This window comes from Paraburkholderia sp. EG304 (assembly GCF_046543485.1).
In the GTDB taxonomy this organism is placed as follows: domain Bacteria; phylum Pseudomonadota; class Gammaproteobacteria; order Burkholderiales; family Burkholderiaceae; genus Paraburkholderia; species Paraburkholderia youngii.
The window spans coordinates 106,696-130,904 of the sequence record NZ_JBKGUA010000011.1 but is presented as its reverse complement, the minus strand read 5'-3'; the positions used below and the strand labels follow the sequence as shown (position 1 = coordinate 130,904).

General features: G+C 64.2%; 19 protein-coding genes. 9 read left to right on the top strand and 10 right to left on the bottom strand.

Annotated features, from left to right (window positions below; genetic code table 11):
- Positions 1-221: 221 nt before the first annotated feature.
- Positions 222-1,538: a putative hydroxymethylpyrimidine transporter CytX gene (cytX, locus tag ACLFKU_RS15865; RefSeq protein WP_410849697.1), complete on the top strand. Its 1,317-nt coding sequence runs from the start codon at positions 222-224 to the stop codon at positions 1,536-1,538.
- Between the two features lie 118 nt (positions 1,539-1,656).
- On the opposite strand, the gene ACLFKU_RS15860 is transcribed toward cytX, so the two are convergent.
- From ACLFKU_RS15860 to ACLFKU_RS15850, 3 genes are all read right to left on the bottom strand, one after another.
- Positions 1,657-1,884, bottom strand: a complete 228-nt coding sequence (locus ACLFKU_RS15860; protein ID WP_410849696.1) for a hypothetical protein — start codon at positions 1,882-1,884, stop codon at positions 1,657-1,659.
- 712 nt (positions 1,885-2,596) lie between these two features.
- Positions 2,597-3,340 carry an outer membrane lipoprotein chaperone LolA gene (gene lolA / locus ACLFKU_RS15855; RefSeq protein WP_410849695.1) on the bottom strand — a complete coding sequence of 248 codons (744 nt, stop codon included), beginning with the start codon at positions 3,338-3,340 and terminating at the stop codon, positions 2,597-2,599.
- Between the two features lie 161 nt (positions 3,341-3,501).
- Positions 3,502-5,811 (bottom strand): DNA translocase FtsK, encoded by a 2,310-nt coding sequence (locus tag ACLFKU_RS15850; protein ID WP_410849694.1) that lies wholly within the window; start codon positions 5,809-5,811, stop codon positions 3,502-3,504.
- 390 nt (positions 5,812-6,201) lie between these two features.
- Between ACLFKU_RS15850 and trxB the strand changes: the two genes are divergently transcribed.
- The 4 genes from trxB (at position 6,202) to ACLFKU_RS15830 (ending at position 9,987) form a co-directional block, all read left to right on the top strand.
- Positions 6,202-7,203, top strand: coding sequence for a thioredoxin-disulfide reductase (gene trxB / locus ACLFKU_RS15845; RefSeq protein WP_368584530.1), 1,002 nt, complete (start codon positions 6,202-6,204; stop codon positions 7,201-7,203).
- 192 nt (positions 7,204-7,395) lie between these two features.
- Positions 7,396-8,163 (top strand): Smr/MutS family protein, encoded by a 768-nt coding sequence (locus ACLFKU_RS15840; RefSeq protein ID WP_410849693.1) that lies wholly within the window; start codon positions 7,396-7,398, stop codon positions 8,161-8,163.
- Positions 8,164-8,277: 114 nt separating this feature from the next.
- A complete protein-coding gene (locus ACLFKU_RS15835; RefSeq protein WP_410849692.1) occupies positions 8,278-8,937 on the top strand; it encodes a glutathione S-transferase family protein in 660 nt (219 codons plus the stop codon).
- 129 nt (positions 8,938-9,066) lie between these two features.
- Entirely contained in the window at positions 9,067-9,987 is a 921-nt protein-coding gene (locus ACLFKU_RS15830; RefSeq protein ID WP_368584527.1) for a LysR family transcriptional regulator, read from the top strand.
- 82 nt (positions 9,988-10,069) lie between these two features.
- Here the strand turns inward: ACLFKU_RS15830 and ACLFKU_RS15825 are convergent, their stop codons facing one another.
- The 4 genes from ACLFKU_RS15825 to ACLFKU_RS15810 all read right to left on the bottom strand — a co-directional run bounded on the left by ACLFKU_RS15825 (position 10,070) and on the right by ACLFKU_RS15810 (position 14,529).
- Positions 10,070-11,185, bottom strand: a complete 1,116-nt coding sequence (locus ACLFKU_RS15825; protein ID WP_368584526.1) for an ABC transporter ATP-binding protein — start codon at positions 11,183-11,185, stop codon at positions 10,070-10,072.
- 93 nt (positions 11,186-11,278) lie between these two features.
- Positions 11,279-12,136 carry a carbohydrate ABC transporter permease gene (locus ACLFKU_RS15820; RefSeq protein ID WP_368584525.1) on the bottom strand — a complete coding sequence of 286 codons (858 nt, stop codon included), beginning with the start codon at positions 12,134-12,136 and terminating at the stop codon, positions 11,279-11,281.
- Positions 12,126-13,064, bottom strand: coding sequence for a carbohydrate ABC transporter permease (locus tag ACLFKU_RS15815; RefSeq protein WP_176121165.1), 939 nt, complete (start codon positions 13,062-13,064; stop codon positions 12,126-12,128). The genes ACLFKU_RS15820 and ACLFKU_RS15815 overlap by 11 nt, the downstream gene beginning before the upstream one ends.
- 217 nt (positions 13,065-13,281) lie before the next feature.
- Positions 13,282-14,529: an ABC transporter substrate-binding protein gene (locus tag ACLFKU_RS15810; protein ID WP_410849691.1), complete on the bottom strand. Its 1,248-nt coding sequence runs from the start codon at positions 14,527-14,529 to the stop codon at positions 13,282-13,284.
- Between the two features lie 598 nt (positions 14,530-15,127).
- Between ACLFKU_RS15810 and zwf the strand changes: the two genes are divergently transcribed.
- From zwf to ACLFKU_RS15790, 4 genes are all read left to right on the top strand, one after another.
- Positions 15,128-16,591: a glucose-6-phosphate dehydrogenase gene (zwf, locus tag ACLFKU_RS15805; protein ID WP_410849690.1), complete on the top strand. Its 1,464-nt coding sequence runs from the start codon at positions 15,128-15,130 to the stop codon at positions 16,589-16,591.
- 194 nt (positions 16,592-16,785) lie between these two features.
- Positions 16,786-17,502: a 6-phosphogluconolactonase gene (pgl, locus tag ACLFKU_RS15800; protein ID WP_368584523.1), complete on the top strand. Its 717-nt coding sequence runs from the start codon at positions 16,786-16,788 to the stop codon at positions 17,500-17,502.
- The gene (locus ACLFKU_RS15795; RefSeq protein WP_410849689.1) at positions 17,480-19,396 is read left to right on the top strand and encodes a bifunctional transcriptional regulator/glucokinase; all 1,917 of its coding nucleotides are present in this window, start codon (positions 17,480-17,482) and stop codon (positions 19,394-19,396) included. The genes pgl and ACLFKU_RS15795 overlap by 23 nt, the downstream gene beginning before the upstream one ends.
- Positions 19,397-19,548: 152 nt before the next feature.
- Positions 19,549-20,475, top strand: coding sequence for a bestrophin family protein (locus ACLFKU_RS15790; protein ID WP_410849688.1), 927 nt, complete (start codon positions 19,549-19,551; stop codon positions 20,473-20,475).
- A gap of 31 nt (positions 20,476-20,506) precedes the next feature.
- Here the strand turns inward: ACLFKU_RS15790 and ACLFKU_RS15785 are convergent, their stop codons facing one another.
- From ACLFKU_RS15785 to dcd, 3 genes are all read right to left on the bottom strand, one after another.
- A complete protein-coding gene (locus ACLFKU_RS15785) occupies positions 20,507-21,253 on the bottom strand; it encodes a lysozyme inhibitor LprI family protein (protein WP_410849687.1) in 747 nt (248 codons plus the stop codon).
- Between the two features lie 2 nt (positions 21,254-21,255).
- Positions 21,256-23,541 (bottom strand): Orn/Lys/Arg decarboxylase N-terminal domain-containing protein, encoded by a 2,286-nt coding sequence (locus ACLFKU_RS15780; RefSeq protein ID WP_410849686.1) that lies wholly within the window; start codon positions 23,539-23,541, stop codon positions 21,256-21,258.
- A 90-nt stretch (positions 23,542-23,631) separates the two neighbouring features.
- A complete protein-coding gene (gene dcd / locus ACLFKU_RS15775) occupies positions 23,632-24,201 on the bottom strand; it encodes a dCTP deaminase (protein WP_013088723.1) in 570 nt (189 codons plus the stop codon).
- Positions 24,202-24,209: the final 8 nt, after the last annotated feature.

The following is a 24,209-nucleotide window of genomic DNA, read 5'->3' as shown; positions in this document are numbered from 1 at the left end:
TTTGGGGATAATCTCGGCTTTCCGGGTACGCGCCGCGTTGAAGCGGCGCCGCGCGGGACAAGCGCAAAGCCCGCGCACGGCCGCAAGCAGACGCAACAACGCGGGCAACGTCCTGCATTATGACAGTGACGGCGGCGGCGCGACGGCCGACCCGGCGCGCCGACAGCGCATAAATTCACAGCACAGAGCTTCACCGCACCACCACGAGGAACACACATCAGATGGCTCAAGATTCTGTCGCCGGCGAGGCCGGCTCCACCTACGCGCCGCTCACGCCGGTGCCCGACGCGCGCCGCGCGTTCCGTACCGGCGACGCGTTCGCGCTGTGGTTCTCACTCGGCATCGGCCTGCTCGTCGCCCAGGCGGGCGCGCTGCTGGTGCCGGGGCTGTCGCTGCCGCACGCGCTCGTCGCAATCGTACTGGGCAGCGTGATCGGCGTCGTGCTGCTCGCGCTCGCGGGCGTGATCGGCACCGACACCGGCCTCGCGGCGATGTCGTCGCTGCGTCCGACGCTCGGCGTGCGCGGCGCGTCGGTGCCGGCCGTGCTGAACATGGTGCAACTGGTCGGCTGGGGCTCGTTCGAGGTGATCGTGATGCGCGATTCCGCCGACGCGCTCGCGAAACAGGCATTCGGCCTGTCGATGCCGCTCGTGTGGACCGTGATCTTCGGCCTGCTCGCAACCTTGCTCGCGATCAGCGGCCCGCTGTCGTTCGTGCGGCGCTTTCTGCGCAAGTGGGGGATCTGGCTGCTGCTCGCGGGCGCCGCGTGGCTCACGTGGAACCTGCTCGCGCGCCACAATCTCGCGGACCTGATGCAGCGCCCCGGAACCGGCGAGATGTCGTTCGGCGGCGCGGTCGACCTCGTGGTCGCGATGCCGCTGTCGTGGCTGCCGCTGATCGCCGACTACACGCGCTTCGGCCGTCGCGCTGGCGAGACGTTCCGCGGCACGCTGTACGGCTATGGCATCGCGAACATCTGGTTCTATGCGCTCGGCGCGGTCTATGGCCTCGCGGCCGGCGGCGGCGATGCATTGCTCACCGGTGCGCTCGCGCAAGCAGGCGGCGGGTTTGCGCTGCTGCTGATCCTGATCGACGAAATCGACAATGCGTTCGCCGATATCCATTCGGCCGCGGTGTCGACCGGCACGTTCTGGACGCGCGCGAGCGTGCCGTTGCTGTCGGCTGCGTTCGGCGCGCTGTGCACGCTGATCGCGCTGCTCGTGCCGATGGCGAAATACCAGAACTTCCTGCTGTTGATCGGCTCGGTATTCGCGCCGCTGTTCGGCGTCGTGCTGATGGATCACTTCATCGTGCGCAAGCGCCGCATCGATGCCGCGGTCCTCGCCGATCCGCGCGGCCGCTACGGCTTCTCGGGCGGTTGGCACCTGAGCGCGTTCGTCGCGTGGGCGATCGGCATTGCGTCGTATCAGGTGATCAATCAATGGCTGCCGAATCTCGGCGCCACGCTGCCGTCGCTCGCGATCGGCGCGGTGTGCTACTACGTGTTCGTATCGGCGCGCAAGACTGCGTATGCATGAGCGCGCCAGTCTGAGCGCGTTGCATTAGACGCGGCCGCCAGAAAATAAAAAGACCTGCAATGCAGTTGCAGGTCTTTTTTATGGCGGTAAAACCGCCTGCCGCCGTTCGCGCCGCCGGCTATTTCTTCGCGGCTTTGCGCCGACGCGATTCGACCTTTCGACACAGGTCCGTGAGCAGCCAACGGGCGACAGTCTCGGGGCGGTTCGGCGCGTACGACGCGAATTTGCTCTCGTTCGAGAAATGGACGACGACGTTGCCCGTCATGATGCGATAGGTTCCGGCATAGTTCACGCCATCCAATTCGACACTGAGCGCGTGGGTGGTCTCGTATTCCGCGAAAGTCAAAGGAAGAGCGATATCTCAAAAACGAGACAATATCTCTACCATTTTTCGGAAGTCAAAAAGGATATGCAATTCGTTGCATATTGAAATATTACCGACAGGTAATCATTGCGGTTTTTGCCCGACAAACCCAAATAATGTGCACGTTATGTGCATGAAAAATCTCACGGCTATTGCCGTTCAAAGGAAACCGACGGCGCATCGGCAAAACGTTCAAGCGCGCGATTGCCTTCCCGATGGGCTTCGGCCTCATCGATAAAAGTTTTTTCGCTATATGCAATGACCTTGAAACCACTTCCCGCCGACCGTGGAACCGTGATCCCCCAATGCCACCCACCCTCCTGTTCGAATACATGGAGGGACGGGGACAAGCGTAAATCGTGTGACGTAGACAATCTCATGACATGCCTCACCTTTCCAGACATTCGAAGCGACAACCAGCTTCGACCAGTTTAGGCGTTATTTTGTTGCGTTGCAGCAAAAAATTGTTAGAGACTGCGCGCCCAATTCTGGAAATGATCGGACGCGCTAACTCAGCCCATCAGCGATGCCGGTCTTTACAGTCTCGCACTAAATCATTACGTCTGCCGGTACGACGATTTGATTTTCATCGCGGCACAGAGCGCGCATCTTAAGCAATCCGCGCGCCTCGTGCCAGGCGAAATAAAAAAGCCGCGCTCGACAAGCGCGGCTTCGCCGGCGCGCACCGCGCGATTCATCCGTTGATCACGTCCGCGCCCTTCGGCACCGTGAACTTGAATGCATCGGACGGCAGTTGCGGATTTTTCTGGATGTTCGAGAACGTCAGCAGGGTGACGTTACCGAACACGTCGTGCAATTCCATCGCTTCGAGATTACCGTCCTTGAAGCCGATGCCAACACGCTCGAACTGCGTGTCCTTCGCCTTCGGCGTCAGTTCGAGCCAGTCGATGCCGGCCTTCACGCCCGCATCGCGCAGCGTGAAATTCTTGTCCAGGTCGTTGCTGCCGAACAGGATCGCCGCCGGGCTCGCGCCGAGCGCGTTGCCGAGCGCGCGCACCGTCACCTGGTTCAGATCCTTGTCATAGACGAAGAGCTTGTCGCCGTCCGCCTGCAGCAATTGCGAGTAGGGCTTCTCGTATTGCCAGATGAACTTGCCGGGCCGCGCGAACATGAACGTGCCGCTCGACGTGGTCGGCTTGCCCGGATTCGCGGTAGACAGCGCGCCGCTCGCACCCTGCGCCTTGCTCGGCGCGCGCACTTCCTGCTGCACGAAGGTGCCGCGCGCGGAATGGACCTGCGAGACGAAGGCCTTCAGTTGCTCGGTGCCGCTCGCGAACGCGTGCGACGCGACGAGCAGCGACGCACCAATCGCGACACTGCCGGCGGCGCGCGCGATCTTGCGCATGCCGCGGCACACGCGCTCGCCGAGGCGGCCCGCTCGACGCTGTCGGGCATCCTGCTGCGCGATTGCTTGCATAGGTATTTCTCCGTTGAATGAATTCGGTGATGGGCTGCGCCGGTTCGCCGCACTCGCTGAACACAAAGTGACCTGGGCCGGCGTCGAGCCGCGATGGCGCACATGGCGCACATGGCGCTAGACCCAGCGGCGCTCGCAATAGCTGCAATGGCTTGTTGCGGCTATTCCGCTTCGCGCGCCGGCGCCAGAATCTCGCGATTGCCGTTCGACGACATCGCCGACACCACGCCCGAATTCTCCATCTGTTCGAGCAGACGCGCCGCCCGGTTGTAGCCGATGCGCAGGTGCCGCTGCACCAGCGAAATCGACGCCCGACGATTCTTCAGCACGACGTCGACCGCCTGATCGTATAACGGGTCCGACTCGCCTTCGGTGGACGCGGTTCCCGCCGAGCCTTCGTCGCCCTCGCCGCTCACGCCGCCCTCGAGAATGCCCTCGATATAGTTCGGCTCGCCCTGCTCCTTGAGCTTGTCGACGACGCGATGCACTTCGTCATCCGACACGAACGCGCCGTGCACCCGCACCGGCAAACCAGTGCCCGGCGGCAGATACAGCATGTCGCCCATGCCGAGCAGCGACTCGGCGCCCTGCTGATCGAGGATCGTGCGCGAGTCGATTTTCGACGACACCTGGAACGCCATGCGGGTCGGCACGTTGGCCTTGATCAGGCCGGTGATCACGTCGACCGACGGACGCTGCGTCGCGAGGATCAGATGGATGCCGGCCGCGCGTGCCTTCTGCGCGATTCGCGCGATCAGCTCTTCGACCTTCTTGCCGACGACCATCATCAGGTCGGCCAGTTCGTCGATGACGATCACGATGTTCGGCAGACGCGTGAGCGGTTCCGGATCGTCAGGCGTCAGACTGAACGGATTCGGCAGCTTCTCTTCGCGCTTGGCCGCTTCGTCGATCTTGTTGTTGTAGCCGGCGAGGTTGCGCACGCCGACCTTGCTCATCAGCTTGTAGCGGCGCTCCATTTCGGCGACCGCCCAGTTCAGCGCATGGCCCGCCTGACGCATGTCGGTGACGACCGGACACAGCAGATGCGGAATGCCTTCGTAGACGCTCATTTCGAGCATCTTCGGATCGATCAGGATCATGCGCACCTGCTCGGCGCTCGCCTTGTACAACAGCGACAGGATCATCGCGTTGATACCGACCGACTTGCCGGAACCGGTCGTGCCGGCGACGAGCAAATGCGGCATCTTCGCGAGATCAGCGCACACCGGCTTGCCGCCGATGTCCTTGCCGAGGCCCATCGTGAGCGGCGACGCGGCATCCGCATACACGGTCGAGCCGAGAATTTCGGACAGGCTCACGGTCTGACGGCGCTGGTTCGGCAGTTCCAAGGCCATGTAGTTCTTGCCCGGAATCGTTTCGACGACGCGGATCGACACGAGCGACAGCGAACGCGCGAGGTCCTTCGCGAGGTTGACGATCTGACTGCCCTTCACACCGGTGGCCGGCTCGATTTCATAGCGCGTGACGACCGGGCCCGGATACGCGGCGACCACGCTCACTTCGACGCCGAAGTCCTTCAGCTTCTTCTCGATCAGGCGCGAAGTGAATTCGAGCGTGTCCGCGGAAATGGTTTCCTGCGCGGCGGGCGCGGGGTCGAGCAACGAGATGGGCGGCAGCGTGGAGTCGCCTGGCAGATCGGTGAAGAGCGGCACCTGGCGTTCCTTCTCGACACGCTCCGACTTCGCCGGCGCGGCGAGCGGCGGCACGATCACCACGGGCTCGTGCTCCTCGATGCGCACGCGGCCCTTCTCGACCTTGCCTTCGCGCTTCACGGCGGCCGCTTCACCGAGCTTGCGATCGAGCCCGGCCTCGCGGCGCAGCTTCGCGAAGGTCACCGCAGAAATGATCGATTCGCCGACCTTCTCCGCGACCGACAGCCACGAAAAACGGAAGTACAGCGACAGCCCGATGCCGAGACCGAGCAGAAGCGCGAGCGTGCCGCCGGTGAAGCCGAGCGCATGCGAGATGCCGCGCGCGACAGCCTCGCCGATCACGCCGCCAGGCGCACGCGGCAACTGCACTCTCAGCGACCACATGCGCAGCGCCTCCAGGCCGTTGCACGACAGCAGCACGAGCATGAACGCGAACGCGTCCGCGAGCCAGCTGACGCCGCGCGGCGCGTCGTCGTCCTGCGGCTCTTCGTTGCGGGTGATGCGCTTGTAGTTCGCGGAGATGTGGCGGCCGAGCAGCACGATCCACCAGTAGGCGGACAGGCCGAACAGCAGCAGCAGGATGTCTGAAGTCCATGCGCCGACGCGGCCCGCCCAGTTCGAGATATGGTCGACCTGCGCTGCATGGGTCCAGCTCGGGTCGTGCCTGCTGTAGCTGACGAGGGACATCAGCAGGAACACGCCGAGGGCCACCTGCAGAATCCAGCGGATTTCGGTGAGGAGGCGCGACATGCGGTGAGGCAATGCCTGCGCGCTCGCGGTATAGGGAGCTTTTGCCATTGATCCTGTTGCCTGGGGTAGCCGGTTCAGGCTGAAACTGCCGCCGGGAACGCGGCCCGAGCCTCGCCGCGCGCGGCTTCGGGCCCGATCCCGGCTACCGGAAACTTCGATCCGGGCTATTGTAAACGCTGTGTCCCGCGCGAGGCTGTAAATGACGGTAACTTGGCGGTTTGACCACAATGGATGCGCGACGCGCGCTGAATTCGTCGTATCGCGCCGCGTGCTCGCCCCGCGCGCCCACGCCGCCACGCTATCGCGGCGATGAGAAAGCTTGATGGCGCAGTCCTACGCCCCGCCCTTTATAATGCCGGTCTGATACCCATCTACAGTTTCAGTTCAAAAACGCACGGCTACGCAATGGCGAGCCGCGCGCCGTACAAGGATTCGATCATGCCCGCAACTGCTACGAAACACGCCAAGGTTCTGATTCTCGGTTCCGGCCCCGCCGGCTATACGGCGGCGGTTTACGCGGCGCGCGCCAACCTCGCGCCGGTACTCGTCACCGGCCTCGCGCAAGGCGGCCAGCTGATGACCACGACCGACGTCGAAAACTGGCCCGCCGACGCCAACGGCGTGCAAGGCCCGGAACTGATGGCGCGCTTCCTCGAGCACGCCGAGCGCTTCAACACCGAAATCATCTTCGACCACATCCACACGGCGAAGCTCGATGAGAAGCCGATTCGCCTGATCGGCGATTCGGGCGAATACACCTGCGACTCGCTGATCATCTCGACGGGTGCATCGGCGCAATATCTCGGCCTGCCGTCGGAAGAGGCGTTCATGGGCAAGGGCGTGTCGGCCTGCGCGACCTGCGACGGCTTCTTCTACAAGCAGCAGCACGTCGCCGTGATCGGCGGCGGCAATACGGCCGTCGAAGAGGCGCTGTACCTCGCCGGCATCGCGAAGAAGGTCACCGTGATCCATCGCCGCGACAAGTTCCGCGCCGAGCCGATCCTGATCGACCGTCTGCTCGCGAAGGAGAAGGAAGGCGTCGTCGAGATCAAGTGGAACCATGTGCTCGAAGAAGTGACCGGTGACAATTCCGGCGTGACCGGCCTGCGCATCAAGCACACGCAGACTGGCGAGACCACTGACATCGCGCTGCAGGGCCTGTTCGTCGCGATCGGTCACAAGCCGAACACGGACATCTTCGAAGGCCAGCTCGAGATGAAGAACGGCTACATCATCACCAAGGGCGGCCTGAACGGTTTCGCGACCGCGACCAGCGTGCCGGGTGTGTTCGCCGCCGGCGACGTGCAGGACCATATCTATCGCCAGGCGATCACGAGCGCGGGCACCGGCTGTATGGCCGCACTGGATGCGCAGCGCTATCTCGAGACCATCAACGAGATGGCCGGCGAGCACGCGATGAGCGCGGAAGCGGACCGGTGATCCGCTGATCCACGGCGCGCCGCCATCGGGCGGCGCGAACTCGCGACCACGGTCGCGACAGTAAAATGACGGTAGCGCGCAGCGCAGCCGTCATTGGCTCACGAAGGCCGCGGCTGCAATGCCGGCGGCCTTTGTCGTTTTTGCCGCCTCGGCTTCGCACCACCCACCGACCTTTCCGCCTGTATTGCCGACATGCCGAAGAATCAGCCCCATCCGAACGAACCGAAACGTCCGCAGGCCCGCGCGCGCCCCGCGCCCGCGACGGCTGCACCCGCCGTCGCGCCGAAGCTCGATCGCGCGTCCGGGCTCGCCGGGCTCGGCGCGTTGCGTAACGCGTTGAAGGGTGACGCCGAGCGACGCGAGCGTGAACAGGCTGCGGCGCGAGCGGCGCAGCGCGTAGCGGCCGCCGACGCCGATCTGTTCCGCCGCGAGATCGGCGAAGTCGCGCCGCTCGCGATTCCGCCACGTGCGACGCTCACGCGCAATCCCCCGCCGCCGCTGCCGGTGCAGACGCTGCTCGATGAGGAAGCGGTGCTGCACGAAGCGATCTCCGACGAATTCGACCCCGAAGTGCTGCTGGAAACCGACGAAACGCTGTCGTATTGCCGCCCCGGCGTGAGCCGCGACGTCGTGCGCAAGCTGCGGCGTGGCGACTGGATCGTGCAGGCGCAGATCGACCTGCATGGCATGCGGCGCGAAGAAGCACGCGAGGCGCTCGCGGAATTCATTCGCGAATCGGTCAAGCGCGGCCTGCGCTGCCTGCGCGTGATTCACGGCAAGGGTTTGGGGTCGATCGGCAAGGAGCCGGTGCTGAAAGGCAAGGTGCGCGCGTGGCTCGTGCAGAAAGCCGAAGTGATCGCGTTCTGTCAGGCGCGCCCGCATGACGGCGGCGCCGGCGCGGTGGTCGTGCTGCTGCAGCCGGGGTCGTTGCCGCCGCATGGGGCAAACGTGAAGGTCTGAGGTCGATTTTTTCGGCCGTCGTTCGTCGTGGGGTAAACGGCCAGCCCGGCCGTCGCGCGGTGGCTCTCGCCGCCACCGTGGATTCGTGCTGTGCAACCTTCAAAGGTGATCGCGATGCCCCTGAAGCTTTATGCCCATCCGTTCTCGTCGTACTGCCAGAAGGCCCTGACCGCGTTGTACGAAAACCACACGCCGTTCGAGATGCGCGTGCTCGCATACGACGACCCGCAGATCATGGCCGAATTCGCCGCGCTGTGGCCGATCAAGCGCTTCCCGGTGCTCGTCGACGGCGGGCGCACGGTGGTCGAGGCGACCATCATCATCGAATATCTGGGCCTGCACTATCCGGGGCCTGTCGCGTTGTTGCCGGCCGACCCGCGCGCCGCGCTCGAGGTGCGCATGCTGGACCGCTTCTTCGACAACTACATTTCGACGCCGCAGCAAAAGGTCGTGTTCGATAGCCTGCGCCCCGAATCCGAGCGCGACGCGCGTGGCGTCGCCGATGCGCGCGCGATGCTCGACACCGCTTACGCCTGGCTCAATCGCCACATGGCCGAGCGCGAATGGGCCGCTGGCGACAGCTTCAGCCTCGCCGACTGCGGCGCCGCCCCGTTCCTGTTCTACGCCGACTGGACGCATCCGATCGACCCCGCGTTCGCGCACGTGCGCGCGTACCGGCAGCGGCTGCTCGCGCGGCCGTCGTTCGCCCGCGCGGTCGACGAGGCGCGGCCGTATCGGCCGCTATTTCCGCTCGGCGCGCCGGACCGGGATTGAGCCGCGAGCGGCGGTGGCTGATTCGCGCGAAAGAGGCGCGGCAGACAACCTGATTTCGTGGCTGTAGACTTCGTGTCGTGTCGCAAACCTGCCCCGCTCTTCTCTTGGCTCACCACCACAAGGCACCCTATGGACCGTTTCGAAGCGATGGAGATCTTCACGCGCGTGGTCGAAGCGAACAGCTTCACCAAGGTTTCGGAATCGCTCGATCTGCCGCGCGCGAAGGTCAGCCGCACGATCCAGGCGCTCGAGGAACACGTCGGCGTGCGCCTCCTGAACCGCTCGACGCGCCAGGTCAGCGTGACCGAAGACGGCGCGTCGTTCTACGAGCGCTGCGTGCGCATTCTCGCCGACGTCGCCGATGCCGAGTCGTCGCTATCGAACAAGCGTGAGAATCCGGCCGGCACGATCCGCGTCGACACGTCCGGCACGCTCGCGCGCTCGCTGCTGCTGCCCGCGCTCGACGACTTCTACGAACAATATCCCGCGATCGACGTACGTCTCGGTCTCGCGGATCGCAACATCGATCTGATTCAGGACGGCGTCGATTGCGTGATCCGCATGGGCACGCTCGAAGAGTCGAGCCTCGTCGCGAAGCGCATCGGGCTTGCGCGCATCGTCACATGCGCGTCTCCGGCGTATCTGCAGAAGTTCGGCACGCCGACCACGCTGGCCGACCTCGGCGAGCATCGCGCGGTCAACTACGTGTCCGCGCGCAGCGGCCGCACCTTCCCGTTCGAATTCGAAGTGGACGGCGAAATCGAGCGCGTCGCGATGGATAGCACGCTCGCCGTCAACGACGGCTCGGTCTACATCACCGCGGGCGTGCTGGGCCACGGCATCATCCAGCCGTCGCGCTTCATGGTCGCCGAGCTGATCGAGCAAGGCGCGCTCACGGAGATTCTCGGCAACTACACGAGCCCCGGCACGCCGCTGTCGATCCTGTATGCGCATCGCCGCAATCTGAGTTCGCGGCTGCGCGCGTTCATCGATTGGGTCGGCGAGCTCGCGCGCAGCAATCCGGATTTGCGTTTGCCCGAGTCGGCATGACGGCTCCAAAAGCAAAAGCCCCATGCGCAACTGAACGCATGGGGCTTTTCTGATGCGACGTCTCTAGCGCGTATGCGACCGCTTACGCAATCCGCTCTTCATTCGACGGATCGAACAGCACCGCCTTCGACGTATCGAACAGCAGCGTCGCATTCTTCTCCGGCTGCGGGTTCGACGCCGGGTGCACGCGGCTCACGATGCGCTTGCCGTTGACCTGTGCGAACACCAGCGTGTCCGGACCGGTCGGCTCGATCACGTCGACCTTCACTTCGACCGGCTGCAGCTTCGAGTCGTCGCCGTGCGCGCTGCGCGCATCGGTGATGCGCTCCGGACGCAGACCGAGAATCACGTTGTTGCCGATGTGCGAGCGCACCTTCGCTGAATCGAACGGCAGCACCAGCACCTTGCGCGCGATGCCCGTATCGAGTTCGATGCCGACACCCGAGCCCTGCTCGACCAGCTTGCCTTCGATGAAGTTCATCGGAGGCGCGCCGATGAAGCCCGCGACGAACAGGTTCGACGGCGAGTCGTAGATTTCCTGCGGCGCGCCGAACTGCTGGACGATGCCGTCCTTCATCACCGCGATGCGGTCGCCGAGCGTCATCGCTTCGATCTGATCGTGCGTCACGTAGACGATCGTCGTGCCGAGGCGCTGATGCAGCAGCTTGATTTCCGAGCGCATCTCGATACGCAGCTTCGCGTCGAGGTTCGACAGCGGCTCGTCGAACAGGAACATCACCGGATCGCGCGCCAGTGCGCGGCCCATCGCGACGCGCTGACGCTGGCCGCCCGACAGCTGACCCGGCTTGCGGTCGAGCAGATGCTTGATCTGCAGCGTGTTCGACACGCGCTCGACGATCTGCGTCTGCTCCTGCTTCGGCACCTTGCGGATGTTCAGCCCGAACGAGATGTTGTCGCGCACCGTCATCGACGGATACAGCGCGTACGACTGGAACACCATCGCGATGTCGCGATCTTTCGGCGACAGGTTGTTGACGGTCTTGCCGTCGATCTGGATCTCGCCCTTGGTCACGGTTTCGAGACCGGCAATCATGTTGAGCAGCGTCGACTTACCGCAGCCCGAGCCGCCGACCAGAATCAGGAACTGGCCGTCTTCGATGTCGATGTTGACACCCTTCAGAACCGGCACCCCGTTCGGGTAGGTCTTGTACACGTCACGGATGGAAAGGCTTGCCATGCTGTGAATCCTCTAGTCTCTGGTACTGCTTGAAAACGTCTTGTCAGGTGACGGCGGCACGCATTCGGTGAAACGCCGTCGCTCTACGATGATTTAACCCTTCACCGCGCCCGCGGTCAGGCCGCGCACGAAGTAACGTCCGGCGATGATGTAGACGAGCAGCGTGGGCAGCGCCGCGATGATCGCGCCGGCCATGTCCACGTTGTATTCCTTCACGCCGGTCGAGGTGTTCACGAGATTGTTCAGCGCCACGGTGATCGGCATCGAATCGACGCCGGAGAACACGATACCGAACAGGAAGTCGTTCCAGATCTGCGTGAATTGCCAGATCAGGCACACCATGAAGATCGGCAGCGACACCGGCAGCAGAATCTTCGTGAAGATCGTGAAGAAGCCCGCACCGTCGATACGCGCGGCCTTCACGAGTTCAGCCGGCACGCTCACGTAGAAGTTGCGGAAGAACATCGTCGTGAACGCGATACCGTAGATCACGTGCACGAGCACCAGACCGCTCACCGTGTTCGACAGGCCGAGGATGCCTTCGAGGCGCGCCATCGGCAGCAGGATCGCCTGGAACGGGATGAAGCAGCCGACCAGCAGCATCGTGAAGATCGGATCGGCGCCGCGGAAACGCCAGTGCGTGAGCACGTAGCCGTTGAACGCGCCGATGATCGACGAGATCAGCACGGCCGGAATCACCATGCGCACCGAGTTCATGAAGAACGGCTGCATGCCTTCGCAACGCACCCCCGTACACGCGCCGCTCCACGCCTTGACCCACGGCGCGAAGGTCCAGCTCGTCGGCGGCGTCAGCAGGTTGCCGGTGCGCAGCTGATCGATGTCCTTGAATGATGTGGACAGCATCACGTACAGCGGAAACAGGAAGTACAGCGCGAACAGAAGCAGGGCCGCGTAAATGACGGCACGGCTCATCGTCATCTTAGGTTGCATTGCGGGTGCTCCTCGATTCCAGATACATCAGCGGCACGAGCACGGCCACCACGGTGGCGAGCATCATGATCGACGAGGCCGCGCCGACGCCGAGCTGCCCGCGATTAAACGAAAACGTGTACATGAAGATGGCCGGCAGCGACGACGACGTGCCCGGACCGCCGGCGGTCAGCGCGACGACCAGGTCGAACGTCTTGATGGTGATGTGGCAAAGAATCAGCAGCACGGAGAAGAACACCGGCCGCATGCTCGGAATCACGATCTTGCGGTAGATGGTCGGCAGGCCCGCGCCGTCCATCTGCGCGGCCTTGAAGATTTCACTGTCGACGCCGCGCAAACCGGCGAGGAACAGCGCCATCACGAAGCCGGTGGACTGCCAGACCGCGGCGATCACGATACAGAAGATCGCCCGGTCCGGGTCGCCGAGCCAGTTGAACTCGAAGCTCGTCCAGCCCCAGTCGTGAAACACCTTTTCGATGCCGATGCCCGGCGACAGAATCCATTGCCACGCGGTGCCGGTCACGATGAACGACAGCGCCATCGGATAAAGGAACACGGCGCGCAGCGCGCCTTCGTTGCGGATCTGCTGATCGAGCAGGATCGCAAGCAACAGACCCAGACCGATGCAGATACCGATGAACGGAATGCCGAACCAGCCGAGGTTCTCGGCCGAAGTCCAGAACACGTCGTTCTGGAACAGCTCGCGATAGCGGTCGAGACCCGCGAATTCCCAACGAGGCATCAGTCGCGAAGTAGACAGCGACAGATAGCCGGTGATTGCGATAAAGCCATACACGAAGATCAGGCTGATCACGACGCTGGGTGCGAGCACCAGCTTCGGAATATAGCGATCGGCAAGGGCCGCCATGGGCGACGTGCGGCGGGCGACGGTGGCCGTTTTCCCGTTCCCGCTGATGGAAGCAGTCACTACTCGACTCCTGCTGAAACTGTACCGCCGGGCTGCCCGTGCGCACATGGCGCGGGACCGCGACGGCCTGGGTGTGACTCCATGAAACCCGGGTAAGCCGCGTCGTGCCGGACTGCGCTGCGAACCGAAGCAGCTCGAGGTCCGACCCGACACGGCCCGAAGGGCGCGCCCGGCGCTTCAGATGCAAGCGGCCGGGCGCAACGCTTCGTACCTACGCTTACTTGGTCTTCGCTGCCTTCGCGAGAGCCTGAACCGCGGTCTTCGAATCTTGCTGCGAGTTCATGAACTTCGTCACGACGTCGGAGATCGCGCCTGCAGCGGCATCCGGCTGAGCCATGCCGTGAGCGAGCGACGGCACATAACCGCCGGCCTTGATCGCGATCTGCTCATCCGCGTACGACTTCTTCGCGCAGTCGTCGAACTTGTCCATCGGCACGCCGAGACGCACCGGGATCGAACCCTTGTACAGGCTGAACTGCTCCTGGAACTCCGGCGACATGATCGTCTTGGCGAGCGAGAGCTGGCCCGGCGTCGCCGCCTTCTGGCCCTTCTGCTGGAAGAACACGAACGAGTCGACGTTGAACGTGTACGCCTTGTCCGTTTGCGGCACCACCGCGCAGATGTAGTCCGTGCCCGACTTCTTGCCGGCGTTGGTGAACTCGCCCTTCGCCCAGTCGCCCATGAACTGCATGCCGGCCTTGCCGTTGATGACCATCGCCGTGGCGAGGTTCCAGTCACGGCCCGTGCGGCCCGCGTCGAAGTAGCCCTGGATCTTGCGGACCGTGTCGAACACCTGAACCATCTTCTCCGAGGTCAGCGTCTTCTCGTCGAGGTCGACGAGCGCCTTCTTGTAGAAGTCCGCGCCTTCCGACAGCACGACGTCTTCCCACAGCGTCAGGTCTTGCCACGGCTGGCCGCCCATCGCGATCGGCTGGATGCCCGCGGCCTTCATCTTGTCGGCCACCGCGAAGAACTCAGGCCACGTGGTCGGCACCTTGCCGCCCGCCTTGTCCAGCGCTGCCTTGTTGATGTACAGCCAGTTCACGCGATGCACCGAGAACGGCGCGCCGACATAGTGGCCGTCCGCTTGCATGATCTTGTCGATTTGCGGCGGCAGGTTCTTCTTCCAGTCGCCCGCGACCGAGTCGATCGGCACCAGCACGCCCTGCGAAGCCCAGTCCTGGATCAGCGGACCCTTGATCTGCGCGGCGCTCGGCGCGTTGCCCGAGATCACCTGCGTCTTCAGTGCCGTCATCGCAGCCGCGCCAGCGCCGCCTGCGACCGCGAAGTCCTTCCACGTGTAGCCCTGCTTCGTCATGTCGTCCTTGAGGACGCCGACGGCCTTGGATTCGCCGCCCGAAGTCCACCAGTGCAGCACTTCGATCGACTCGGCGGCCTGCACGGCCGACACGCCACACATCAGACCCGCAGCGCACAGAGCGCCCATGATCGCGCGAAATTTCATTGCTTATCTCCTCCAGACACCTGAACAAAAAAACGAATGGCCCCTGATGTCGCCAGGGTGCTGTGGTTGGTTCTAACAGGCAAAACACCGGGCGATCGAGCACGGTCGGGCGCATGCGCGAGGGCATGTGCCGGCGGACCGATGTCCGGCCGCTGGACGCTCAAGAGGTGAGTGGTTCGGGATGCAACTGACTGTCTCCTCTTTTGATTTTTGCCTGCCCGCGTCGCGCGGCAGACTCGAGGTACCTCATACACCAATCCGACGCCAGCCTGACGTCGGCCACGGAAACGATCCGCAGGCCCGTCGACTCCCCGACTTTCCGTAAGGTCCGCCGGCACCCTGCTGGCGCGTACCGGAAAGCGTTGCCCCATTGTCCGTTCGCATGCCGGGGACGCCCGCCGATTCGCAAAAAGCGTGCATTTCGTCTGCACAGCACACGCTTTTTTCTTCGAATTAACGCTACCTCTTGATTTGGATTGTAGTTAAACTACAATTCAGTGTCAAAAAATATTTTATTGGACTACGGTCGCTTTTCCGGGTCGCTGCACGTGCAGTGTCCGATCAGCGCGGCGGCCTTTCAGGACATCGACGGAGACTCATGCATACCGACTCAAGCTTCACCTTCGTTCTCTTCGGCGGCACCGGCGATCTGTCGATGCGCAAGATCCTGCCCGCGCTGTTCGAGGCGCACCGCGCGGGCGGCATGCTCGCCGACAACGGCAAGATCGTCGCGGTCGCGCGGCACATCGCGGATCGCGGCGAGTACCTGCAGTGGGTCGAGGGGCACGTCAAGCCGCACGTGTCGAAAAACGGCCTCGACGAAGCCGCGTGGACGAGCTTCCTCGCGCGCATCGAGTTCGTGAAGATCGATCTCGGCAATCCGGATGACTTCGCGCAACTGCGCGACGCGATCCAGGATATGCCCGGCATCCGCGTGTTCTATCTGGCGACCGGTCCGTCGCTGTTCGTGCCGATCTGCCATGCGCTCGCCGCGGTGGGTCTGAATAACAACGCGCGCATCGTGCTCGAGAAGCCGCTCGGCTACGATCTGAAGTCGTCGAATGCGATCAATGACGCGGTCGGCGAAATCTTCGCGGAAGAGCAGATCTACCGGATCGACCATTACCTCGGCAAGGAGCCGGTGCAGAACCTGCTCGCGCTGCGTTTCGGCAATGCGCTGTTCGAACCGCTGTGGCGCCGCGAGTGGGTGGAGAGCATCCAGATCACGATCGCCGAGGAACTCGGTGTCGAAGCGCGCGGCGATTTCTACGACAATACTGGCGCGCTGCGCGACATGGTGCAGAACCACCTGCTGCAGCTGCTGTCGATCGTCGCGATGGAGCCGCCCCACTCGATGGACTCCGACTCGGTTCGCGACGAAAAGCTGCGCGTGCTGCGCGCGCTAAAACCGGTCGATTCGCAGGAAATCCGCAAGGTCGCGGTGCGCGGCCAGTATCATTCGGGCGTGATCCGCGGCAACACGGTGCCGGCCTACGCGACCGAGCAAGGCGTGAAGCCGGATAGCTCGACCGAGACCTTCGTCGCGCTGAAGGTCGAGATCGAGAACTGGCGCTGGGCCGGCGTGCCGTTTTTTCTGCGCACCGGCAAGCGGCTCGCCGATCGCGTCGCCGAGATCGTCGTGAACTTCCGTGCGGTGCCGCATTCGGCGCTTGGCGCGTCGGCGCTGCGCGCGGGCGCGAACCGCCTCGTGATCCGGCTGCAGCCGAACGAGACGATCCGTCTGTACTGTCTCGCGAAGCAGCCCGGCGAGGGTATGAACCTCGCGAGCGTATACCTCGATCTCGCGTTCGACCGGTTCTTCCGCGAAGGCCAGATGGAGGCGTATCAACGGCTGCTGCTCGACGTGATTCACGGGCGCCTCGCGCTGTTCGTGCGGCGCGACGAACAGGAAGCCGCGTGGCGTTGGGTCGAGCCGATCCTGAACGAATGGAAGGCCTCCACCAAGCCGCCCAAGCCGTACGCGGCGGGCACGTGGGGACCGGCCGCGGCGAGCGCGATGCTCGCCCAGCACGGCACCTGCTGGCTCGAAGAAGAGAATTGAGTTTGATGAATTGACGGACGGCGCCGCGCGCGATGAACATCTCGGCGCGCGGCGACGGCAACACCACCGACGAACTGAACGGAGTCGCGCCGGTATCGCGTCAGGCGTCTGCGGGCCACCCCGCCATGCAGGCATCGCGCGAGAGCTGTCAGGCTGATTCCGCAGATCCAACAAGAATGCAGCACGGAGGAGAAGTGATCGAGCTTCACGCTTTCGACGACCAGCGCGCCCAATCCGACGCGCTGGCGAAAGCGGTGGGCGATGCGTTACATGCGTCGCTTGCCGCACAGGCAGCCGGCACCGGCACGTCAACCCCGCTCGCGCGCCCGGCCATGCTGGCCGTGTCCGGCGGCAGCAGCCCGCGTCCGTTTCTGCAAACGTTGTCGACGCAGACGTTCGACTGGCCCCGCATCGCGATCACGCTGGTCGACGACCGCTGGGTGCCGGAGACCGATAGCGCGAGCAACGCGCAGCTCGCGCGCGCCACGTTGCTGCAGAACGCCGCGCAACAAGCGACCTTCTGGCCGCTCGTCGACACCAGCCAGGATCTGCACTCGCACGTCGCCGCGCTGAACGCGGACGCGCGCTTTGCCACGGCGCCCGACGTCGCGGTGCTGGGCATGGGCGAAGACGGCCACACCGCGTCGATCTTCGCCGACGCGCCCGAATGGGATCACGCGATCACCACGACCGAGCGTTTCGTCGCCGTGCATCCGGGCGCCGCGCCGCACGCGCGGGTGAGCTGGTCGCTGTCCGCGCTGAAGGACGTGAAGCATCTGTTTCTGCTGATCGCAGGACCGCGCAAGATGGACGTGCTCAACGCCGCATCCGCTGCGCTACAAAAAAATGCCATCTCGCAACTGGCAAACGACAAGGGAGTGAGACTCGATGTCTACTGGTGTGCAAACTAAAGCTGTGCCGGGGGCGGCCCAGCACGCCGATGGACCGAGGCTGCTGGCCGACATCGGCGGTACCAATGCGCGTTTCGCGCTCGAGACGGGCCCCGGCGAAATCGGTTCGGTGCAGGTCTATCCTTGCGCCGAGTATCCGAGCGTCGCCGACGTCATCAAGAAGTATCTGAGGGACACGAAGATCGGCCGCGTCAATCACGCGGCGATCGCGATTGCGAACCCGGTCGACGGCGACCAGGTCAGCATGACCAATCACGACTGGACCTTTTCGATCGAAGCGACGCGCCGCACGCTCGGCTTCGACACGCTGCTCGTCGTCAACGACTTCACCGCGCTCGCGATGGCGCTGCCCGGTCTCACCGACACGCAGCGCGTGCAGGTGGGCGGCGGCCAGCGCCGGCCCAACAGCGTGATCGGCCTGCTCGGCCCCGGCACCGGCATGGGCGTGTCGGGCCTGATCCCCGCCGACGACCGCTGGATCGCGCTCGGCAGCGAAGGCGGCCACGCCACCTTCGCGCCCGCCGACGAACGCGAAGAGATCGTGCTGCACTACGCGCGCAAGAAGTGGTCGCACGTGTCGTTCGAACGGGTGGCCGCGGGTCCGGGCCTCGAGGTGATCTATCGCGCGCTCGCGGGCCGCGACAAGAAACGCGTGCCGGCCAGCGTCAATCCGGCCGAGGTGGTCAAGCGCGCGCACGAAGGCGAGCCGCTCGCGGCCGAATCGGTCGACGTGTTCTGCGGCATTCTCGGCACCTTCGCCGGGAATATCGCGGTGACGCTCGGCGCGCTCGGCGGCATCTATATCGGCGGCGGTGTGGTGCCGCGCCTCGGCGAGTTGTTCGCGCGTTCGTCGTTCCGCAAGCGCTTCGAGGCGAAGGGCCGCTTCGAGGCGTATCTGCAGAACGTGCCGACCTATGTGATCACCGCCGAATACCCAGCGTTTCTCGGCGTATCGGCGATTCTCGCGGAGCAGCTGTCGAACCGCGCGGGCGGCAGCTCGTCGGCGGTGTTCGAGCGGATTCGCCAGATGCGCGACGCGCTGACGCCGGCCGAGCGCCGCGTCGCCGATCTCGCGCTGAACCATCCGCGTTCGATCATCAACGATCCGATCGTCGACATCGCGCGCAAGGCCGACGTCAGTCAGCCGACCGTGATCCGCTTCTGCCGCTCGCTCGGCTGCCAGGGGTTGTCGGATTTCAAGCTGAAGCTCGCGACCGGCTTGACCGGCACGATTCCGGTCAGCCACAGCCAGGTGCATCTCGGCGACACCGCGACCGATTTCGGCGCGAAGGTGCTCGACAACACGGTGTCGGCGATCCTGCAGTTGCGCGAGCATCTGAACTTCGAGCACGTGGAGCGCGCGATCGACCTGCTGAACGGCGCGCGGCGCATCGAGTTCTACGGGCTCGGCAATTCGAACATCGTCGCGCAGGACGCGCACTACAAATTCTTCCGCTTCGGTATTCCGACCATCGCGTATGGTGACCTGTACATGCAGGCGGCCTCGGCCGCGCTGCTCGGCAAGGGCGACGTGATCGTCGCGGTGTCGAAGTCGGGGCGCGCGCCCGAGCTGCTGCGCGTGCTCGACGTCGCGATGCAGGCCGGCGCGCAGGTGATCGCGATCACCTCGAGCAACACGCCGCTCGCGAAGCGCGCGACCGTCGCGCTGGAAACCGATCACATCGAGATTCGCGAGTCGCAACTGTCGATGATCTCGCGCATCCTGCACCTCGTGATGATCGACATTCTGGCGGTCGGCGTGGCGATTCGCCGCGCGGTGCCGAGCGATGAGGTGGCCGAGACGGTCGAGAAAGCGCGCGAAGGCGCCGACGACGACGCAACGGCCGTACTCGACTGGCTGAGCCACGGCGCGGCTTCGTCGGCGCGCGACTGACGCGCGGTTAGCTGCTGTCCCGCTGCGCTTGCGGTGAACGAACCCGCGGCGTGTGCATCGTCTGTGATGCGCACGCCGCGGGTTTTCTGTTCGGGGGACGCGAAAAGCGATCGATAATAAGCGCTCTATCGCTTCAGACGAACCGCGCGTCCATGATCATTCGCCCGCATCTCCACTGGTTCCGCATGCTGCTCGCGTGGCGCGGCTCGGTGCTGCCGCAGTTGCTGCCGCGGCTTTTCCTGATCTTTGTCATCTCGATCATTGCGCTCGCCGCGCACGATCATCTGCTGCCCGTCAGCCTGAACCTGAACTCGATCGCGCCGTTCTCGCTGGTCGGCATTGCGCTCGCGGTGTTTCTCGGCTTTCGCAACAACGCGAGCTACGACCGCTGGTGGGAAGCGCGCAAGCTGTGGGGGCAATTGCTCAATGAGTCGCGCTCGCTGACGCGCCAGGCGCTGACGCTGCCGTCGCGCGAATTGCCCAAAGAGGAAGCCGCCGCGTTTCTGGCGATACTGAGCGCGCTTCCGCATGCGCTGCGTCACCAGTTGCGCAAGACCGAAGCCCGCGACGACCTTGCCGCGCGGCTGCCGGGCGCACTGTTCGAACGTGTAATGGGATCGCGCTACAAGCCGGCCACGCTGATGCTGTGCCTCGGCGAATGGGTGCAGCGCGCGGCGCGCGCGGGCGCACTCGATCCGATCACGGTGCTCGCGTTCGACCGCAATCTGAACGGACTATCGGACGTGATCGGCGGCTGCGAGCGCATCGCTTCGACGCCGTTGCCGTTCGCGTATTCGGTGATGATCCACCGCACCGTGTACTTCTTCTGCGCGTCGCTGCCGTTCGGGCTCGTCAACAGCATCGGCATTTTCACGCCGGTGTTCGCGGTGTTCGTCGCGTACACGTTCATGGCGCACGAAGCGATCGCGTCGCAACTCGAAGAGCCGTTCGGCACCGACGACAACGACCTCGCGCTCAACACGATGTCCACGATCATCGAGGATGCGATGCGCGATCTGCGCGGCGAGCCGGCGCTCGCGCCGCCGCAGCCGCGCGCAGACGGTGTTCAATGGGATTGAAGCTGCGGCGGGTCGCGCCGCTCGGCGGCCGTCAGTGGTTGCCGGCCGTTTCGGAGAGCCGTTTGATCGTCGCGACGCGCGCGCCGATGATGTCGATTCGTCCGCGTTCGTCCACGAGCGGCGTCGATGCCGTCAGATACGCATTCCACGCGCGTTGCGCGTGCACCAGCGTGGGCCGCGACTTCGCCGGCATCTTCGATTCGAGCACACGGTAGTAGCGGTTCAGATCAAACATCGCGTGTTCGCAGCGCGCATCGGCGTTGCACGCGCGCGGCCGGCGCGGCGCCGGACCGCTCGCATCGGCGAGCGCGCTGCGCAGCACGAGCGCGCGGTCGCGTACCGGCTGCAGCTGCATGTCGGCTTCGGAAAGCACGTACATCGAGCCCTGGGTCGTCGCGAAGACTGCGGCGAGCAACTGCTTCTCGGCATCGCGCGACGCGAGCCAGCTCGACTGGCTCTTTTCCCACAGCCTGCGCCGCGCGGGCGGCACCTTCGCGAGCAACTGCTGGTACGCGCTATCGACCGCGGCCATCCAGCCGATGCGCGCATTGTCCATGCACTGCACCTGTCCGATCGTCGTCGACATGTCGGCGCGCGCGAGACAGGCGCGCATCGCCGCATCGATCGGATCGGCGGCGGCCACTTCGGCATGCGCCGCCGGACTCGCGATGGCGCCGAGCACCAGCGTGCCGGCCGCGAGCGCGAACGCCAGCACGCCGGCCCCGCGCCGCCAGCGCCCGATGGCGGGCAGGCCCGTCAGCAACTTCACCCAAGCCATCGTCAGATGCGCACGCAATCGACGAAATATTCGATGCGCCCGTTGACCATTTCGCCGACGAGCCCGTGGATATCCGTATGGAAGCCCGGGAAGCGCTCGTTGAACTCGCGCGCGAAACGCAGGTAGTTGACGATGGTCTTGTTGAAGCGCTCGCCCGGAATCAGCAGCGGAATGCCCGGCGGATACGGCGTCAACAGGATCGACGTGACGCGCCCTTCGAGTTCGTCGATCGGTACCCGGTCGATCTCGCGGTGCGCGAGCTTCGCGAATGCGTCGGACGGCTTCATCGCCGGCTCCATGCTCGACAGGTACATCTCGGTCGTCAGACGCGCGATGTCGTTCGCGCGATACACGCCGTGGATCTGCTGGCACAGATCGCGCAGGCCGACACGCTCGTACATCGGATGATGCGCGACGAACTCGGGCAGCACGCGCCACAGCGGCTGGTTGGTGTCGTAGTCGTCCTTGAACTGCTGCAACTCGGTCACCATCGAGTTCCAGCGGCCCTTCGTGATGCCGATCGTGAACATGATGAAGAACGAGTACAGGCCCGTCTTCTCGACGATGATGCCGTGCTCGGCCAGGTACTTCGTGACGATCGCCGCGGGAATGCCGGTGTCGTCGAAGCCGCCGTCCATGTTGAGACCCGGCGTGACGATCGTCGCCTTGATCGGATCGAGCATGTTGAAGCCTTCGGCGAGCGGGCCGAAGCCGTGCCACGCGTCGTCCGGACGCAACATCCAGTCTTCGCGCGAGCCGATGCCTTCCTCGGCGAACTGGTCCGGGCCCCACACCTTGAAGAACCAGTCGTCGCCGTATTCGGTGTCGACCTTGGTCATCGCGCGGCGGAAGTCGAGCGCTTCAGCGATCGACTCCTCGACCAGCGCAGTGCCGCCCGGCGCTTCCATCATCGCCGCGGCCACGTCGCACGACGCGATGATCGCGTACTGCGGGCTTGTCGACGTATGCATCAGATAGGCCTCGTTGAAGCGGTGCTTGTCGAAGCGGCTGTTCTTCGAATCCTGCACGACGATCTGCGACGCCTGCGAGATGCCGGCGAGCAGCTTGTGCGTGGAGTGCGTCGCGTAGATCATCGCGCCGATGCGCGGACGGCCCGCGCCGATCGCGTGCATGTCCTGATAGAACTCGTGGAATTCCGCGTGCGGCAGCCACGCTTCGTCGAAGTGCAGCGTGTCGAGCCATTCGCCCAACATCTCCTTGATCATCTCGACGTTGTAGACCACGCCGTCGTACGTGCTTTGCGTGATCGTCAGGATGCGCGGCTTCAGCTTCGGGTTCTTCGCGAGCGCTTCGCGCGCGAACGGATTCGCCTCGATCTTCTTGCGGATGTTCTCCGGTTCGAACTCGCTGCGCGGGATCGGGCCGATGATGCCGAAGTTGTTGCGCGTCGGCGTCAGGAACACCGGAATCGCGCCGGTCATCGTGATCGCGTGCAGGATCGACTTGTGGCAGTTGCGGTCGACCAGCACGATGTCGCCCGGCGCAACCGTGCCGTGCCAGACGATCTTGTTCGACGTCGACGTGCCGTTGGTCACGAAGAACACATGGTCGGCGCTGAAGATGCGCGCGGCGTTGCGCTCCGAGGCCGCGACCGGACCGGTGTGGTCGAGCAGCTGGCCGAGTTCGTCGACCGCGTTGCAGACGTCGGCGCGCAGCATGTTCTCGCCGAAGAACTGGTGGAACATCTGGCCGAGCGGGCTCTTCAGGAACGCGACGCCGCCCGAGTGGCCCGGGCAGTGCCACGAGTACGAACCCTCTTCCGCGTACTGCACCAGTTCCTTGAAGAACGGCGGCGCGAGCGAATCCAGGTACACCTTCGCCTCGCGGATGATATGGCGCGCGACGAACTCCGGCGTGTCCTCGAACATGTGGATGAAGCCGTGCAGTTCGCGCAGGATGTCGTTCGGCAGATGGCGCGAGGTGCGCGTCTCGCCGTACAGGAAGATCGGGATATCGGCATTGCGACGGCGCACTTCGGTCACGAACGCGCGCAGCGCGACGATCGCGGCCGCTAGCTCGGGTGTCTCGCCTTCGACGACCACGTTGTCGACGTACGGCAGCAGTTCGTCGTCGTCGATCGACAGGATGAAGCACGACGCGCGGCTCGACTGCTGCGCGAACGAGGTCAGATCGCCGTAGCTCGTCAACCCGAGCACTTCCGCGCCTTCTTTCTCGATGGCTTCGGCCAAAGCCCGGATGCCGGAACCCGAGATGTTCTCGGAGCGGAAATCTTCGTCGATGATGACGACGGGGAAACGGAACTTCATGGGCGATTCTCCAAAAAGAAAACGACCGCTGCGTTATGTAGAAAGCGCAGCGGTCACCCGAATAACTGGTGGGTCGGGACGCTGCCGACGTCAGGTCTTCGGCAACGTGACGCCGTGCTGACCTTGATACTTGCCGCCGCGATCCGCGTACGACGTTTCACAAATCTCATCGCTTTCGAAGAAAAGCACCTGGGCGACGCCTTCGTTCGCGTAGATTTTCGCAGGCAAAGGTGTCGTATTCGAGAATTCGAGCGTGACGTGCCCTTCCCATTCCGGCTCGAACGGCGTCACGTTGACGATGATCCCGCAGCGCGCATACGTCGATTTACCGAGGCAGACGGTCAGCACGCTGCGCGGAATGCGGAAGTACTCGACCGTGCGCGCGAGCGCGAACGAATTCGGCGGGATGATGCAGACGTCGCCCTTGAAATCGACGAACGACTTCTCGTCGAAATTCTTCGGATCGACGATCGTCGAGTTGATGTTGGTGAAGATCTTGAATTCGTCGGCGCAGCGGATGTCGTAGCCGTAGCTCGAGGTGCCGTAGCTGACAATCTTCCGGCCGTCTTGTGAGACGCGAACCTGATCGGGCGCAAACGGCTCGATCATCTTGTGCGACTCGGCCATGCGCCGGATCCACTTGTCAGATTTGATGGTCATAGGTGAAC